Source organism: Bacillus sp. BC05(2025) (assembly GCF_056725905.1).
On the sequence record NZ_JBWYRA010000015.1, the window covers coordinates 75,884 to 92,429 of the forward strand.

Genomic DNA, 16,546 nt, shown 5'->3' on the forward strand with positions numbered 1-16,546 from the left:
CTAATATTAAATTAACCAAATAATATGTTGTTGAGTTTATTTAAAATGAACCCTGTGCTGGCATCGTCCCCGAAGAACTTATAATAATAGTAGGCAAAGCGAGCCAAAATCCATTCCCCCAATTCTCCAAAGAAGAAATGAAATAACAAGAAAAAGAAACAACCTATACCCTCTGATCCAAATCTCTCAAAAGTTAAAAATAAAATGATTCCACAAATGATACATAACATTTGTTATATATTTCCTTACCAAAACAAGCCTTAGAAATATTTTACTATAAAAATCAAAAAGGGAGTATAGTCATTTCCATATTTATCCCTTATTTTCGAAAAAGACCCTAATCAGGGAAAACAATATTATATTATTAATTGGCCGCAGTATCCCCCAACCATTTCCCCTATAAAAACCTATATTTCCACTTATAATCTTAATACGGAAATATGCCATGTTTAAAATGGCCCATAATTCACGAATTTTTTATTCATTATTTGCAAAAAAATTTATTTTACTACGCATCCGTTAAGGGAATTTCCCCCAAAAAATATATTAGGTGATAATTTTAGGATTAATAACGGTGTATATTGCCCCTATAAGTTGGAAGCAACACAGGAAATCCCCTTGTTGTGCTGTTAATTGTTTTTATTATTAAATCTGGTAAATGAAATTTTATGATTAATTTATTTCTTTATTTTTCTTTTAAAATTCTTATAGAATTCTATATAAATATTATGATATTATATAGATAGAAAATTTGTTTCCATTGTTTATACTCTATTGTACGTAGCGTGAAGGACAAACCTTACGCCCAGTTAACTCGGGCGAGGTTTGTCCTTTTTTTACTTTAAGGAGGAATTTACTATGAAAAAAATCTACAAAATCGGAGCAGTTATAACAACTTTATGTGTTATTGGTATCACAATCTTTACTTTAACTAAAAATGAATCAGTCAAAATAGAAATAGTAACACCTGAAAAAACAATTGTATCTGCTGCAGATGTAAAAGGAGCACCTGAAAATATAAAAGATATTTCAAAAGAAGAATTAAAACAAAAAATACAATCCCATGAAGAGTTCATTGCGTATTACTATCAACCTGCCTGTCATTATTGTAAAAAGGCTGCACCAGATATCAATAGTATGTCAAAAAAGCACGATAGAACCATCTATCGTATTGATATTTCTACACCAGAAAATCAAAGTGCCTTTCAAGAGTTCGACATTCCAGGTACTCCAGTTGTTGTAGCTTATAACAGAGGTGAAGAAGTTGAACGTTTAGAAGGAGCTGTGTCAGCTGCTACATATGATGGATTCTTTGCAAGACGTAATTCGAGCGCTAGCTAGTATAGTGCTCGTTTTTCTTTGGAAGAAAGGAGAATTAACATGCAACAAAACGCCCGTATTCATTCTTTAGACATAATAAGAGGTATCGCCATACTATGTATCCTTTTTGCGAATCTGCCCACTATGACAGGACTAGATCCCTTTAATCAAGCAGGTTACACAGGTACAGATAAAGCGATTCGTTTTTTAGTAGATTTGTTTATACAAGCAAAGTTCTACACTATTTTCGCATTCTTATTTGGAGTAGGATTTTATATCTTTATGAAAAATACAGAAGCAAAAGGATATCCTATGTATAAGCTATTTACCCGGAGACTGTGTATCTTACTAGTCTTCGGTTTACTCCACTTCACCCTTCTATGGTTTGGAGATATTCTACATGCGTATGCTTTAGCTGGATTTATTCTATTATTCTTTTATAAGCGATCTACTAAACTTATTTTTATAGCTGGTTGTAGTTTCTTACTGGTTAGTTATGTATTACATATTATTTTATTTTTGCGAGCAAGTTCTTCTATTCCTGAAGTACCAACTTACTATCAATATATGTTTACTGGCAACACTACCAACCACACGGTAAATCTATTTACACATTATTTATATCAAGTAAAAGCACGTCTTTTCTTTCTAATGACCCAGGAATTCCAGCAACTACTAATTGGGATTCCAGAATATATAGGCTTATTTTTAATCGGTTTATGGGCTGGTAAGAAAGATATTTTTAAAAGGGTACCGGAATTAATAAAGCACATTATATTTTTACAGCGGGGCTCGTTATTCATTTCATGTCTTCTCTCTTACCCTATTATCTACTACTTTATAAAAACGGATGTCTATTACTCTTACGATATACAACTATGGATTCTATTTGGAGGGAAAATGCTAGCTATATTCTATATTTGTACCCTACTTAGAATTTGTGAGAATAAAAAATATAGAGAGTGGCTGTACCCCTTTATGAACGTAGGTAAGTATGCTTTAACGAATTACATTAGCCAAAGTATACTAACGCTTGTCATTCTTTCGTTGTACTTTAAAGATGTCTCACACATATATTACTGGCAACTATGTACCTTCGGAATCTTAATTATCTTTGCTCAAATTATATTTAGCAAAATTTGGAGTAAATATTTCCGCTATGGTCCTATTGAGTGGATATGGAGAAAAGGAATTTACAAAAAATAGCCTATTTTTCTCCATTTTCATGCAATTAACTGGTAAAATGATAAAATGTTATATGAAAGATTAAGGATGTATTTGTGGCTTTGAGATTATGTTATTAAAATTACATTGGTTCAAGACGAAGGACGGCACCTTAGGGTGTCTTTCTTTATAGAATTTAGTATTAACATGTATAACAAATTGTACGTGTTAGTCTGCCGCCTTATTATCCTGTAAAAGAAAAAACTTAAATCCCCATAGATATCTATCTTATAGTTAATTACATACATCAATCCATGATATAATTATATCTATATATTTAATTTAAAGGGTGATAATAATGAATTTATACACAAATAAGCAAAAAATAGTATCCCTTATAATTGCTTCATTTATCTTTTTCAGTTTTGTATTAACGGGTATATGCAATGTTATAAAATCAAATTTCTTTTACGTAAATTTAGCAGGTTTAATCCTCAACAGTTTCATGTTATTTGTAGCAGCTAAAGCATTAATGAAACAGATTAAAGAATAAGTATATAACAATGATAAAATAAATTTAAGCTTATTTGAAGTATCGACACATCACAGTCAAGTAAATTCAATGCAGATGGAGGATTCAACATGAATAATCTAAAAAACTACTTAAACGAGAATCGTTTTATGAAATATTGTCTATATATAATATTAGGAGCTGGATTAATAAGAACAGGTTATGAATTTGGCTATTTCATTACAAATTTCATGCAAGAAAACAATAAGTGGTGTTAATAAAAATAACACCACTTATCAATATATTTTTCATCATATAACTTGAAACATAACAATTATTAAATTCATAATTGCATGAACAAAAAATGATACTAGTAACCTATTAGTACGCACATATACCACAGCGAGCACGATTCCAATTAAAAAATATCCGAATATAAATGGAAAGTCAAAATGCATAATAGAAAAGAACAATGAACTTATTAATATACTCCAAGTTTGTGTAAACCTTCGCGTTAAAATATTTATGGCCGCATAACGAAAAACAAACTCTTCTACTAAAGGTGCAAGAAGAACAATTGAAATAAGTGCCACAGGAGATATTACCGCAGCAGCAACTGTACTAGACGTATTTACTGATTGCGTAGTTAGCTGGAATACACTCTTATCTAAAAGACTTCCAACCATCTGCCCAAGAAATACTAATATAATCCCAATTAAAATCCATACAAATGAGCTTCTTGATAATTTAATTGATAACTTTGTATCTTTCATTAACTCTTTTCTATATATAAGAACAAAAATTATCAACGTAAGTGAAAACCCAATTAGTTCCCAATGCACGAGAAGTTGTTGGATTGCTTGCTGTTGGTTTCCCTGAATATCATACCAACCTGTCTTCGCAAGCAATTGGACACCTAAAATCCCAACAAATTGAGTCATTATAAAATATATAAGTATGATATAACCTGATTTATGTAAATTACTATTATTCATGTTTATGTATTTACCCTTCTCTTTTTTTATTTAATTAACGATTTTGGTTTACTTTTGCTCCATCCATTTTTTCTACGTCTTTCCGCTAAACACATTTGTCCAGAAAACCTCATATTGTTGAACAGTGTTATCGACTCTCAACTTAAAATTTTTTATTTTTGATGATGTAACCACCTATACTGGAAATATACTTGTTCCAAAGGAGGAATCTAATGTATATATCAAACAGGGTTGGCTTAATTAGCTGGATTGCAACTTGCCTATACTTTTTAATTGAACCTTTCTTTATTTTCACTTCTACAGCACCTTATAACTATTTGCACCACGCAATGAGTGATCTAGGTGTAACAACCTGTGGAGAATTCACCTACGAAATAGCTCCTTATGAAATATGCTCCCCTAATCATTTTTGGATGAATTTACTCTTTATTATTAATGGAATAACATTTTGTATTGGAGTACTATATATTTCACAACATCTAGAAAAAACAAGAATTAACAGAATAGCAACATTTTTTATACTTATAATAGGAATCTCCACTATAGTTTCAGGATTAATTCCTGCAGATGTAAACCTAATTGGACATTCTATTCTAGTTTGGATAGGTATGCTTACAGTATTTCCAGGACTAATTATTTTTGCTAAGAATCTTAAAAAAGCTGGAAAATGGACATATTTCTGTTTACTAAGTTTAATAGTAATAACAATACTTATCTCACTTGTTTTTCTTTTCCCCTTACCTGCAGGTCTACTACAAAGACTTTTCTATTTGGTTCTTTTCGTTTGGGGAACTGTATCAACCTACAAATTAATAAAATAAAAAATTTGTTCACTTTTTTGATACATTTATGAAACATTCATATGTTATCTTCGATATGTTCTTTTCTCTTTATAATGCCGTGTGAGATATACCCAGACTTGAAGCCCTAGACCCCCTAACTCTAGGGCTTCTCTATTCAAATAAGGATTTTTTTAGTTTTGTAACAACTCATTTGTGTAATTAACATCCTCATTTGTATCCCTCCATATACATCTTACCTTAGCGATATATATAAATTTCTTTTAACCATGGTTTTGATTCATTGTAAAATTACGAATATTCAATTATTTTTTTAAAAAAAGGGTTGTGTTTTTCTCCACAACCCTCATTTTCTTCTTAATCCACAGGTACTTCTTCTTGTCCATGTGGAATTTGTACAATTGGTGTTACAATTTGTGCATATTGGTTTACCTGCACTTTAAATTGTCGTGGTTCTAAAAAGTTTACCTGTTGAATTAAAACTTCAATATGAAACGTATCTACTTTTTTTCCACGGTCGATTTTGGTAATTCGCGCATTGTAAAACTTATCCCCATTTAGGAAATATCGTTGTACAGCTTCTGTAGCCAGCATACGCTCATTACTTGTCATTTTCATTGGTTCAATACCAAATCCAGCCTTTGTAAACAAATACGGGACATCATAACTACTATTAGAAATTTTTCGTAGTAAGTCCTCTACTGTTTTTGTTTTCGCGATATATTCCTCCTCTTTTGTATCAAATCCCTTTGGCTTATCTCCGAGCATTTCTATTTCATCTTGGTTTACTTGTTCTTCCTCTTGCACTTGTGATTTCATCATATAACGATGAATAGTATTATAAGTAGCAACACCTGCCACTAGTACGATAATCCCTAATATGACCAAGTACTTACGAGGCATATTGGATAAAATATTGATTATTTTCTTCATCTACTCTCATCCCTTATCAGTCTATAACATTACGAATTTGCGTCATATGTTGACCTCTTGCTGTATAGTTTAGACCTGTTATTTGTACACCTTTGTTATCACCAATATGAATCATTTTTTGATTCCCCATGTAAATTGCAACGTGCCCTGGATTTTCATAAAAGATAAGATCCCCTGGTTGTGCATGATTAATGTCAGGTACTTGTTTACCTTGCCCAACTTGAGCACCTGTCCAATCTCCAAGTTGCACACCTATACTTGTTCTAAAGACATACTGTGTAAATCCTGAACAATCTGACGTGCCACCTGGTGGATTACGATCCCCTAGTACATATCTCACTTTTCCTTGCCCTAGCCATTTTTTCGCTTCTTCCAATACCTTTTGTCGTTTAGCATTTGTCATTGTAGGAGAACCACCAGATGATAACCCTGGATCATCATTTTTCTTAAAAAACTTCATTGGATCTGTCGGTTGGTCGTTTACACGAATTTGGAAATCTAAATGGACAGCGTATCCAAACATATTCAGAACACCACCAACATAGTTGGAACCACCCATTTCCCCGATAATTTGTCCTTTTGTTACCATAGTTCCTGGTGTAACTGAAATTTCACTCAAATGTAAGTAACGGGATACAATGCCATTTCCATGATCAACATAAACACCTAAACCACCATAGTTTACATATCCTGTCTGAGCCGTAACAACTCCTGCTTCCATTGACCATACAGGATCTCCTGGTTTTCCGGCGGTCATAGCACCAATATCTACAGCATTATGTTGCTTTCCATCACGAACTGCATCAAATGTATCTGTAATACGCCCTGATTTTGTTGGCCATTTCCATCCTTTATCAGAAATCCATTCTCCATCTCCAGCTGCCACACAACCTAAATCTTTGTAGTATTTCAAAACTTTAGAAACGTACGTGTAGTCCCCATAGCACGCATTTACCTTGGTTCGGAAGTTATTCGGATCGGAGCAACCAGCTGGGTTTAAATGATTCTTACTTCTTGAGAACTCAATGGCTGTTTCCTCTGAATAGCCACCCTTAGCTAATGCATAGCTAATGAAGCCTGATCCAAAATTATAGGACTGTAAGGCAAGGGTTATATCTCCATTCGACTGTCCTAAAACATCTTTAAATTCTAATACACCTGCTTCAATAGAAATATTCGGATCTTTAATGCAACCCATACGCGCATTTCCTTTTATGCCTATACAAGATGAACTTAGATCTCCATAATGCCCTTCTGAAGCCTGCATTGGATCATTTCCCTCTCCTTGTGATTCCTGCATCATTTGGGCAGCCAAAATACCAACATATTCAGCAACACCATGTTTTTCTGCCATTTCTTTAATTTTAGGAAGGTATCCTGTAACTTTTGCATTAAGATTAACAGGCTCCCCGCCAGGACTAACAGATCCTACACACATACCACCAACAAAATTACTAGAAGGTGCCAGATGTCCATACGTTGCCTCTAACAACCCCGCTTCCAATATCTCACGTGCACGCTCTTTTTGACTCTTACTAAACTTTGCGAGTTCCATCGCTTTCTCTAGCCCATGAGAAGATGTTGTCACTTTTTTACTTCCACTCGCATTAATCTCATCTATTTTTTCCTTAAAATCTGTATCTCCTAATATCTTTTTTACATCTGGTCCGGAGTAACTTTCAGATTTGGTTTTTTGCATCTCCTTTTTCTTTTTTTCACAAGGACCATTCGGTCCAGCCTCACATACCTCTTTTTCCGTATATTCTTCATATTGGATATCCAAGAAATATGATATAGCATCATGCGGATCTTTGCCAGTCAAATCATTATCATATCTCGCCATATCAAAAGCGACAACTTCTTTCCAATCCACATTCAGAGCCATTGAAACTTCCATATATTTTTTGACTTGTTCTTCAGTTTTAGCTTCATCATCGGTAAAGGGTATAAAAGAGACTAAAATCACACACACAGCAATAATTACTCCCATAATTAAAGCAGCAGGTACTCCAATTGCTGCTACAATAGCACCCACAATTTTTAATATACCTGCTTTTAGCATTTTGGCAGCAGCTTTCGCTGCCGCCTTTCCTGCTTTCCCTGCCAATTTTGCCATCTTTCCGCGCGCTTGCATCCCTTTTTTCTTAATAAAGTGGGATGCTACATCTTTTAAAGGGTTACTTTTTTTCTGTTCATTTGGATTGTTAGGATTTTGACTCATAGACTTATCACACCATATTTTCCATTTTGAGAATTTCTTCCTCTTCGCTGTGCCAAACGAGGGTTTGGCGCAAATGGAATCAGATTTTGTGGGTCATGTTCTGATAAATTCAGGTGCGTCTCTGTACGAACAACTTCGTTCTGTGTATGTGTTACTAGGATTTCTTCTCTTGGCTTAATACTACTGTCTTTCACTTCACAAGCTCTTTCAATCCTTTGGTTTGCTTGTAAGCGCGTATCTCCTTTTCCGAATGGCGAAATACGTGACACTGTACCGTCTGTAGTTGTCGCAACCATGTAACTACGATCTCTTTCTACGACCATTTGTACATTCTTATAGCCACCTTGGTCTAAATCAGAGATATAGAAGTGACCATTGTCTACTTTGTGATTTACCGTAAGTGGTGGTTCATTAAACACTGGTTTTTGTTGTAACGGTCTTGGATTTTGATTTCCTACCAATTGATTTGGATTTACATTAATGGAACGATTAATGCTGATTTTTCCACCACTTGAATCTTGGATATACGCTGGTGAAGCTTTCATACCATTTCGGTACTGTGTCAACTGCCCATCTGCAATATTTAAATCTTGGTATACCATTTGGCCGGAACGAATGCTACTATCTCCACTACCATAACGAGATACAACTTGTGTCATCCCACTGGAATCTTTTGCTTCAATCCATGATTTGTTATTCGTCGTAACTAAACGTACAGCCCCTTTAGCAACAGATTGCGTTCCTGTATGGTCTGTGGTTGTTGGTACCATTCTCTGAATCTCTTGAATTTCTTTTGCTTCTGTTTGAACAGCTTTGTTATACGGGTTATGTTTACTTACCATACGTGCAGTCGCTTGATAAGCACCTGCACCACCAATTACACCAGCTGCATAACTTAACCCTTTTGTTACATTGTAATGGCGTTCTGCTGCATTCCCACCTAATGATGTATTAACAGCAGCATTAGTCCCACTTATCACTCTTTGTACTGCATTCCCTCCGGATTGTTGTACAGCGCTCGCGGCACTAAAGTATGCATTTGATACGTTTTCTAATCCCTGTATATGCGCAAGGTGTTTGGCACCTTCCATCATACTTATACCTACCATCTTACTTTGCTGTGTCATACGTCCCACTGCAGATGTTGGGATAGACATTTTACCAGCACTTTGTACAATATTTGCTACACTTGTTGATGCATCTGCATAAGATCGTTCAATTTCCGCAACAGAAAGATCTCCTGCACGTGCGATACTCGCTTGCGTTTGTGTCGCAGCATATACAGCTTTATTGATTGCACCACCTGTTGCAACGCCATGTGAACGAACACCTTGAATTGCACTAGTAATTCCAGAACCTACTTGTTGACTCACCGTTCCAAGACTTGCATGGCTTTGTAAACCTTTCGTTAATTGCGAAGCAAAGGCATCTTTATTAATATACGATTGATTATGTAGACTCTTACCACTCGTATCTTTCGCCTGTACGGGCATCGCTCCCGCTTGTACTGCCGCTTGTTGTGCCACTGCTTTAAATTCATTTCCTTTTTCATTCAAGTGCGACTGCCAAGCTTGCTCTTTTTGTGGTTGAGACATAGTTGGAGACAAGTTTTTCATAAAGCTTGCCTGTTTTTCTGCTGCATAGCCCTGTTTAAAGGATTCTGTAGAAGCTTGTACAAGGTTCCCAACATTACTTACTTGTTTCGCTTTCTGGCTTCCTGTTCCACTTGTCAAACCGTGTGTTTTTACACCGTTTACTGCCTTCTGAATGCCTGCTGCGCTAGATACACCTATCGCATTTAAGTCAGGATTTTTTTGTAACTGTTGTGATAAATGAGAAGCGAAAGCTTTTTTATTCGCATAGCTTGTACCGTCTTTTTGCTTTACAATACCAGCTGATTCCGCCGCTTGTTGTGCATAATTTTTAAATCCCTGTACTTTTTGATCTAAATGCTTATTCCATGCTGCTTCTTTTTCATGTTGCGGCATATCTGCAGGGAATTGTTTCATAAATCCAGCCTTATGGTCTGCGCTATACGCTTTCTTAAATGCAGCAGTAGAAGCACCGACAAGAGCACCTACTTGTCCCATATTTTGATGGCCACTTTCTAACGTTTCTCCTTTTACTCCCTCGACTGCTTTTCCGACTTTTCCCAATGCAAGTCGAGAAGCAAATGCATCTTTATTCACATAGGACTTATCAAACAGATTGTTTCCTTGTTTGTCCTTCGCATCAACTGGCATGGCTCCTGCTTTTGTTGCCGCTTGTTCTGCGTGGTTTCTAAATCCTTGTACTTTTGTGTTCAGATGGTCGTTCCAGTGTTTCTCTTTCTCTTCCGCTGACATATTTTCTGGTAACTGACTCATAAACGTATCTTTATGGTCCCCCTCATATCCCTTTTGGAATGCATTCGTTGCAGCGTTTACTAAATCTCTAGCATTTCCATATGGTGTAGCGGTTTTCTTCATATTTTGTAAATCTTGTTTCCGCTGATTTGAGAAACGAGACATTTGATCACTATTTGTTTTCGCTACTTTTTTAGCAATCTCTGCTTCGGACGCACCAGGGAATGCTTGTTTTAAGCGACTCGCAACTGCGGAATCCGGATTATCCGCTTTCCAATTTTCAAAATCTTTTGTAGCTAAATCCTGTGTGATATCTTCATCGGTTAATTCCGGATACGATTCGCCATTTAGATTTGAATACGTGTCCGCACCCTTCTTTATACTCGAACCAATATGTTTTCCTAAGGCTGCAGCCCCTTCGCCGACTGCAGCAACACTTCTACCAGCTACTGCTCCAGGAGCAGCACCTAATACACTGCCAACTTGCGATCCTGCTACCATCGCTCCTGGTCCAAGACCTGCACCTGCTGCCATACCTGCAAGTCCTGTCGTTGCTTTACCAAGTGAGCTTCCAACTTGACCTGCTTTTAACATACGAGCTGCACGGGATGTTGTACCAACATCTGTCCCTAAATTCGCACCTAATGCATCTTTTGGGTTATCTGCATCTTCTTTTGTCTTTTCTTTATCCCCTTTATCATCAGGTTTTATTTTTGAATTACGATAATCATCACGAACACCTTTAACTAAACCAGCCACACTTGCTAAAGCACCCATACCCATCATCGTACCTGCTCTATGAATACCAGCAGATGCATTGGTGCTAAGGCCGATAAAGCTTTTTACAATCTCACCAACTGGGATAAACATGGCAAGCAATACTAATTTTATAATAGGATTTTTTGCGTCCCCAATAAGTGTAATGACTAACCATAAGGTAATTGCGTGAATCGCTTGGATTAATACTGCCCCCATAAACTCACGAATCCAATATAACGTCTGTTGTTTCTTTTGTGGGAACAACCACATTCCTACCATTACAGGGCCTAGTAACATTAATACATACAGTGTCACCGCACGCATTAAATAATAAAAGTTTGCCCATATCATTAATCCAGCTTCAATAAATAGTCCGAATATGATAAACATATAATCGTTTTCATGACCTTTCATTGAGAGCTCTGTAATTGTCTTATAGTCAGACAGCCCCGACTTTAACAAAGGTATTTGTTGATCCGGGTTGAAATTCCCGTTATTTACTCCATTTATCGCCTCTTTAAATTCCAATGTAATCCAATTATTTAGATCAAATACAAAATTATAAAAGAAATCCAAATGCCAGAGGCAAATCGAGATAATCATTAAGTCTTTTGCATATTCAATTAATGCCGTCCGATTATTTGGATTTATAGCCGTTGCTGAGTATTTTGCTGCTGTAAAGACTACACTAACGAGGACACAAAAAGCAACAAATTTAAACATGACAGGCATACCGGTATCTAATACATTTGTAACCGCGTTCTTTTCATATAAAAAATCTAGATTAGCATTATCTCCACCAAAGACTAGAACTGGAATAGTATCCATAAATCCATAAATAGGCGCTAGGAGGGTCTTTACCATATGGATAATAAGGCCACCGACCCAATCTATTATTTTCTCAAGCATATTTTCACCTTCCTTTTCAAAGGTACGCTATTATCCTGTGTACCCTTGTACTTTCTTCATATTATTTAAAAGCTCTTGTAGTACGGCTTCATTCGATTCAATGAACATCATTTCTTTATCTGATGGATCTGTTTGAATCCAAACCGAACTATCCCCTACACGGAAGATTCCTTCCCCTTTTCCTGGGTTGTTTAAAATAATATCTAACTCCCCAGCAGTTAAGTTAAAGTTCTCTTGGATCTTTTTCTTATCAATCTTATTTTGCTCTAAGAAGAAATACGAGAAAGTAGATTGTAAGATACCGCGCGCTTTTACATTTTCTAAAATACGAACAAAGTCCTGACTGGCCCAACACATACCTGCATTTCTTTTACGTGAACGACGTGCTACTTTTTCTAAGAAGTTAACCGTTTGTTCATAATCGATAAATTGCCACATCTCATCCACATACAGTACTTTTCGTTTGATAGCATGTTCTGGACTCTTAATCCAATGCTCCCAAATATAATTCAGGATAACGTGGAAGGCGATTGGCTTTAAGAATCCCTCTTCCAAATGACTAATATTAAAGTTAACAACACGTGATTCATTTAACTGTGTTTCTACACCTCGTCCAAAGTTACTTTGTCCATCAAATAATGGCTTTGAACCATCACGTAAAAACGGACGAATCGCGGCAATTAGCTCTTCTGCTTTTACATCGTCTCCATGATGTTCCACTATTACGTCATAAATTTCTTTTAACTCTGGCTCTGGTTTTCTCACTTGAGACTGAATTAATTGTCCATCCACCTTCTTCACTTCATCTGTATATAACGATAAAGGGTGAGAAGTAATACCATGTTTATTAAATACTTCACGAATCGCATCTTCTAACATTGTACGCTGGAATACATTTAATCCTGGTTGATCAAAATCTTGTCCGCGAATAATAATGTCAAAGAATCCTAGTATTTCATTGATTTTCTCTAAAATAGGTACAAATCTTACATACTTCACGCCATCACGCTCTATGAGTTCTTTCTTATCGTATTGTTCAAGCGCTTCTAGCTCTTCATCTTTATCGGTAATTTGAAGTTCTGTTACTGCAATTGCACAAGGGTTAATAATGATATTACTTTCAGGTGAAATATTTAAGTTAATACCACCTAGTCGTTTGGTGATTTTTACGAATTCTCCCTCTGGATCTATGATCATCGCATGTGTATCTGCAAGTGATGTTTCACGAGCTAGCTTCATTTTTAAAAGTAAACTTTTCCCGGAACCTGAAATCCCTGTCACACCAATGTTATAGTTTGGTGGACGATAATCTGCGTTACCGAATGAATTTAAAAATTCTACTTGTCCAGTAATTTTGTTCTTTCCTATTGGTATACCACCGTTAAATCTTCCGGATCCTGAGACAAAGGGTGCAAATGTACATAGAGCACGTCTATCGATATTTCGATATGTATCTTGTAACGTATTTGGTGCACCTAGTGGCATAACCGCTTTCAAACCACTCTTCACACGATTCCAAGTACTTGCTATCTTAAAGTGAGATGCTTGCATTTCATCTTCAATATACTCACATAAAACGTCTAATTCTTTCTTTGATTCGGCATACGCAACACCCATTGTACTCACCATATAGGAGTCGTTTTCATTGAACTGGATTTCATCCATTAAGTTGTTTGTATCTTGAATTTTTGCATCTAGGTCTTTTTCTTGGTCAATGTTTCCTCGTGTACGTTGAAAAGAAAGATTCGAACGTAACATAGTAAGCTGCATATCTAATGATCGCATTGCTTTAGCTTTCGGCTCTTTATGAATATCGATCATGACATCCACTTCCCCAGCTGAAGTTAGCATATTCAACCAATTGGTTTGCATCATACGTGGGTACCCATCGCGCGGAATATAAAACGGACGGAAGAACGTATTACTCCCTAAAGATTGTTTAATAACCCCATAATCTTCTGCGTCAATTTTTATTCCTTCTGGAGCAATGACATCAAACACAGTTGTTTTATTGTCTAATTGCGTTGGTATTTCTTCACCTTCCAACTCTTCATCCTCTAGTTCCAATTTATCTTTTTCTTTTTCTTCTGCTTCTATTTTTTTCTTTTTTCCGAATAACTTCATAATTACACCACTCAATTATTTGATTTTTCTGCCTTTTCTTCCGCTAGTACTTTCTTCATTAACTCTAGTTTTCTCTCATTTGTTTCACCTGTTGAATATAAAGAGAAGTTCTCATTTTCAATTAAATCTTGGAATCTTGCTTTCACTGCCTTACGGCGATTAAACGCTACATATAAGAGCTCTATTAATTTATCTTTCGTTAACATTTCTACACTAATTTTTGCTTTTGATAGTAGGTTTCGAGAAGCATTATAACGACGATATAATTCGTTAAATGCCTTATCTACAATCTTTTCTTCTAACTCGTCCTCTGTATCAGCAGTAATTGTACTAATATCCACCTTGTATGGATAAATTAAATATCGTTTTTGTTCATATCGAGGTTGTGAACGTTGCCAGTACTCTAAGTTGTCGATAACTTCTTGCCCATATAGTACTGTCTCTGGTGTAAGATCCTTCGCACCTTTCATTGTTTCTGTCATTTTTCGTACAGGATCTGTTAAATCTACAAACTTACTTTGGATATATACCTTCGTATTAAACTCTAATGTGGTTAACCATGATTCAATTTTGATATCAATTGCTTCTTGTTCCGCATTGGAAAGTAGATAATAGTTCACTGGGTGTGCCTCCGCGATTAGGACAAACGTATCATCATGATAACGAATCATATGATTTTCAACTTCCTTAATGTCTTCTACAAAAGCACTAAAGAAATCCACATTATCCTCATCAATTTCCTCTATAGCAGGCGTATTCTTTTTATTTTTCTTTCCATTTTTTTCAGCAGTACGCTTCTCTACTCCGCCCTGACTTTTTCCTTTTTTCTTAGAACCAAACAGCGGTTTTCCATTCATTTTTCGATAAAAGAAAAAACCTACAATGGCTACCACCGCAAAATATATCATTTCTAACATCTATAAATTCTCCTTTACCCATTTAATCGGCTCGTATCCTTTTCTCCACTTGCCTTTTTCAGAACGGCTACGCATTTTGATAAGTAAATATTTATCTAAATACATGTGTTGTTTTTCTTTATAGATAAAAGCAAACGTTATTACACCTACTACCGTAGGTATTGCTAAAATTAAGCAAATAAAAAATGCTACTGCCGCATTAAAAGGTGCAAATAGCCGCCATAAGAATGGCACATACAAATAAAGGGATGCTCCTCCACCTAATAGATAAATCAATTGGCGTTTGCTCAGCACACCTAACAGCGTTTTTTGTTCCGAAGTCATATCAACTGGAACGGTTACCTTTCTCATTTTGTTTCCTCCCTTGTATAAGAGAAGCTCTCCCCAAATAGAGGAGAGCTTTTACAAACTCTTATGTTAAATTTTTGTAACCCAAGCAGCGATGTCGTATGCTTTGATCATGACAAAGCCTCCAATTGCCGCACAAGCTAAACCAATCATGGCTTGTGTACGGTTTTCAGGGTTTTTCCCTTGTGCACCAGATAGCTTAATAGCTGCAAATACAACGCAAGCCGCTACCCAAATTCCCCCAAAACCAATTAGTGTTGTTACAAGGGTATTCATGCTTTTTTGTACAGTGTCAGCACTCGCACCAGTGGTGTGCCCAGTAAGGCCCTTCTCAAAACTTTTTTTTGCTAGTAGAAAATCTCCTACCGATGTTGTCATAAGTTTTGCAGACAACCAATTTAACATAATTCTTGCACCTCCGGGTGTTTTTGCTCGCAAAACGCAAAAAGACCCCAATACACGCACACGTCCCCTAAGGACATGGCGCATATTGAGGTCTTCTCTTATATGCGAACTGATTAATTTTTTATTTTATTATAAAATCTTATTACCTTTATATTATATCAATACGATTTTAAAAATACAAGTCCCTATTTACACCTAAAAAATAAATAGTAAAATAGACAATTCATTTTCTATTTTACCCTTATTGCTTCTTATTATCTTTATTTGGATCGTACCATATCATTTGAATTTGAACAATATCACTGCCCTAAAAACCCAAAACATTCATTTCTTCTTTCAATGAGCGCCATGGTTCTATTTTATTGATTTCATACTTTTATCCTTTAGCTTATAAACACATATATAATATGATTTTTTTATAATAACAATAAACTTCTAACACATTTTTATACCTATAAAATAATCCACTAAATAACTATATAAAAATCACATAATTACTAACTGTTTTTCAAGAAATCCCCACTTAATAAACATAGAAATTATTGATTCTCCTAAAACAATAAGTCTAATGAAACAACTTCCTCTCTTTTTCTTCTCTTACCTACTTATCTCTAATTTTTCAGAAATAGAAAAAAGTAACCATCAGATTACAGCTCCTCATTAAATAATGAATAGCCTTTTACCTGATCGGTTACTTATACTTATATCAAAGAAAAGCTCTATAACATATTATTAAAATTATTAAGTCGTATTAACTTTTTATAACATTGAAGAAAACGTTAAAGTCTTGTCCAC

Annotated in this window: 12 protein-coding genes and 1 pseudogene; 4 read left to right on the forward strand and 9 right to left on the reverse strand. The window is 35.5% G+C overall.

Annotation, left to right across the window (positions count from 1 at the left end):
- The first annotated feature begins 858 nt into the window (after positions 1–858).
- The 3 genes from ACZ76X_RS26995 to ACZ76X_RS27005 all read left to right on the forward strand — a co-directional run bounded on the left by ACZ76X_RS26995 (position 859) and on the right by ACZ76X_RS27005 (position 3,037).
- Positions 859–1,341: a thioredoxin family protein gene (locus tag ACZ76X_RS26995; protein ID WP_479852273.1), complete on the forward strand. Its 483-nt coding sequence runs from the start codon at positions 859–861 to the stop codon at positions 1,339–1,341.
- Between the two features lie 39 nt (positions 1,342–1,380).
- Positions 1,381–2,526, forward strand: coding sequence for a DUF418 domain-containing protein (locus ACZ76X_RS27000; protein WP_479852274.1), 1,146 nt, complete (start codon positions 1,381–1,383; stop codon positions 2,524–2,526).
- 316 nt (positions 2,527–2,842) lie between these two features.
- Positions 2,843–3,037: a hypothetical protein gene (locus ACZ76X_RS27005; RefSeq protein ID WP_479852275.1), complete on the forward strand. Its 195-nt coding sequence runs from the start codon at positions 2,843–2,845 to the stop codon at positions 3,035–3,037.
- Between the two features lie 269 nt (positions 3,038–3,306).
- Here ACZ76X_RS27005 and ACZ76X_RS27010 read toward each other — a convergent pair whose 3' ends face one another.
- A complete protein-coding gene (locus ACZ76X_RS27010; RefSeq protein WP_479852276.1) occupies positions 3,307–3,990 on the reverse strand; it encodes a CPBP family intramembrane glutamic endopeptidase in 684 nt (227 codons plus the stop codon).
- Between the two features lie 212 nt (positions 3,991–4,202).
- On the opposite strand from ACZ76X_RS27010, the gene ACZ76X_RS27015 reads away from it, so the two are divergent.
- The gene (locus ACZ76X_RS27015; protein WP_479852277.1) at positions 4,203–4,811 is read left to right on the forward strand and encodes a DUF998 domain-containing protein; all 609 of its coding nucleotides are present in this window, start codon (positions 4,203–4,205) and stop codon (positions 4,809–4,811) included.
- A 336-nt stretch (positions 4,812–5,147) separates the two neighbouring features.
- Here the strand turns inward: ACZ76X_RS27015 and ACZ76X_RS27020 are convergent, their stop codons facing one another.
- The 8 genes and pseudogenes from ACZ76X_RS27020 to ACZ76X_RS27055 form a co-directional block, all read right to left on the reverse strand.
- On the reverse strand, positions 5,148–5,723 hold the full coding sequence (locus ACZ76X_RS27020; RefSeq protein WP_479852278.1) for a hypothetical protein: 576 nt from the start codon (positions 5,721–5,723) through the stop codon (positions 5,148–5,150).
- Between the two features lie 16 nt (positions 5,724–5,739).
- The gene (locus tag ACZ76X_RS27025) at positions 5,740–7,944 is read right to left on the reverse strand and encodes a lysozyme family protein (RefSeq protein ID WP_479852279.1); all 2,205 of its coding nucleotides are present in this window, start codon (positions 7,942–7,944) and stop codon (positions 5,740–5,742) included.
- Positions 7,941–11,957 (reverse strand): type IV secretion system protein, encoded by a 4,017-nt coding sequence (locus ACZ76X_RS27030; protein WP_479852280.1) that lies wholly within the window; start codon positions 11,955–11,957, stop codon positions 7,941–7,943. Before ACZ76X_RS27030 ends, ACZ76X_RS27025 begins: the two co-directional genes overlap by 4 nt.
- Before the next feature lie 30 nt (positions 11,958–11,987).
- Positions 11,988–14,081 (reverse strand): VirB4 family type IV secretion system protein, encoded by a 2,094-nt coding sequence (locus ACZ76X_RS27035; protein WP_479852281.1) that lies wholly within the window; start codon positions 14,079–14,081, stop codon positions 11,988–11,990.
- 11 nt (positions 14,082–14,092) lie between these two features.
- A complete protein-coding gene (locus tag ACZ76X_RS27040; RefSeq protein ID WP_479852282.1) occupies positions 14,093–14,998 on the reverse strand; it encodes a hypothetical protein in 906 nt (301 codons plus the stop codon).
- Positions 14,999–15,349, reverse strand: coding sequence for a PrgI family protein (locus ACZ76X_RS27045; protein ID WP_098668316.1), 351 nt, complete (start codon positions 15,347–15,349; stop codon positions 14,999–15,001).
- A gap of 66 nt (positions 15,350–15,415) precedes the next feature.
- Positions 15,416–15,835 (reverse strand): hypothetical protein, encoded by a 420-nt coding sequence (locus ACZ76X_RS27050; protein ID WP_479852283.1) that lies wholly within the window; start codon positions 15,833–15,835, stop codon positions 15,416–15,418.
- Between the two features lie 157 nt (positions 15,836–15,992).
- Positions 15,993–16,180: pseudogene (locus ACZ76X_RS27055) on the reverse strand (hypothetical protein).
- Positions 16,181–16,546: the final 366 nt, after the last annotated feature.

Bases quoted from the DNA above. Each gene is read 5' to 3' on its own strand.
- ACZ76X_RS26995 (WP_479852273.1), top strand. From the start codon at position 859: ATGAAAAAAATCTACAAAATCGGAGCAGTTATAACAACTTTATGTGTT.
- ACZ76X_RS27020 (WP_479852278.1), bottom strand. From the start codon at position 5,723: ATGAAGAAAATAATCAATATTTTATCCAATATGCCTCGTAAGTACTTG.
- ACZ76X_RS27005 (WP_479852275.1), top strand. From the start codon at position 2,843: ATGAATTTATACACAAATAAGCAAAAAATAGTATCCCTTATAATTGCT.
- ACZ76X_RS27010 (WP_479852276.1), bottom strand. From the start codon at position 3,990: ATGAATAATAGTAATTTACATAAATCAGGTTATATCATACTTATATAT.
- ACZ76X_RS27015 (WP_479852277.1), top strand. From the start codon at position 4,203: ATGTATATATCAAACAGGGTTGGCTTAATTAGCTGGATTGCAACTTGC.
- ACZ76X_RS27040 (WP_479852282.1), bottom strand. From the start codon at position 14,998: ATGTTAGAAATGATATATTTTGCGGTGGTAGCCATTGTAGGTTTTTTC.
- ACZ76X_RS27030 (WP_479852280.1), bottom strand. From the start codon at position 11,957: ATGCTTGAGAAAATAATAGATTGGGTCGGTGGCCTTATTATCCATATG.
- ACZ76X_RS27050 (WP_479852283.1), bottom strand. From the start codon at position 15,835: ATGCGCCATGTCCTTAGGGGACGTGTGCGTGTATTGGGGTCTTTTTGC.
- ACZ76X_RS27000 (WP_479852274.1), top strand. From the start codon at position 1,381: ATGCAACAAAACGCCCGTATTCATTCTTTAGACATAATAAGAGGTATC.
- ACZ76X_RS27025 (WP_479852279.1), bottom strand. From the start codon at position 7,944: ATGAGTCAAAATCCTAACAATCCAAATGAACAGAAAAAAAGTAACCCT.
- ACZ76X_RS27035 (WP_479852281.1), bottom strand. From the start codon at position 14,081: ATGAAGTTATTCGGAAAAAAGAAAAAAATAGAAGCAGAAGAAAAAGAA.
- ACZ76X_RS27045 (WP_098668316.1), bottom strand. From the start codon at position 15,349: ATGAGAAAGGTAACCGTTCCAGTTGATATGACTTCGGAACAAAAAACG.